The following is a 261-nucleotide window of genomic DNA, read 5'->3' as shown; positions in this document are numbered from 1 at the left end:
AGATGGCTCTGCCCCAGCAGGCGGCTCATGGCGGTGGTATGGGGGATCCAGACGTTGAGGGTCTCGTCGCTGCCAAAGCCGCTCTGGTTCTTGATGGCGACCCCGATCACCCGGCAGGGCAGATCCCCCAGCAGGATCACCTGGCCCAGGGGGGACTGGGTCGGGGCGAACAGCTTGTCCCGGGTGTGCTCGTCGATCACCACCTCCTGGGCCAGGCTCTCCTCGCTCTGGTGATCGAAGCCCAGGCCCTGAGCCAGGCGA

The 261-nt window shown here is 67.0% G+C and carries 1 protein-coding gene; it reads right to left on the bottom strand.

Annotated elements, in window-relative coordinates; all coding sequences use genetic code 11:
- Positions 1 to 261 (bottom strand): ABC transporter permease (locus B4920_RS26740; RefSeq protein ID WP_173862722.1); only part of this gene is annotated, 261 nt, incomplete at both ends.

It is taken from the genome of Zoogloea sp. LCSB751, assembly GCF_002028455.1.
GTDB lineage: Bacteria > Pseudomonadota > Gammaproteobacteria > Burkholderiales > Rhodocyclaceae > Zoogloea.
Note: the sequence above shows the minus strand (reverse complement) of the source record. Positions and strands in the feature narration are given on the sequence as shown.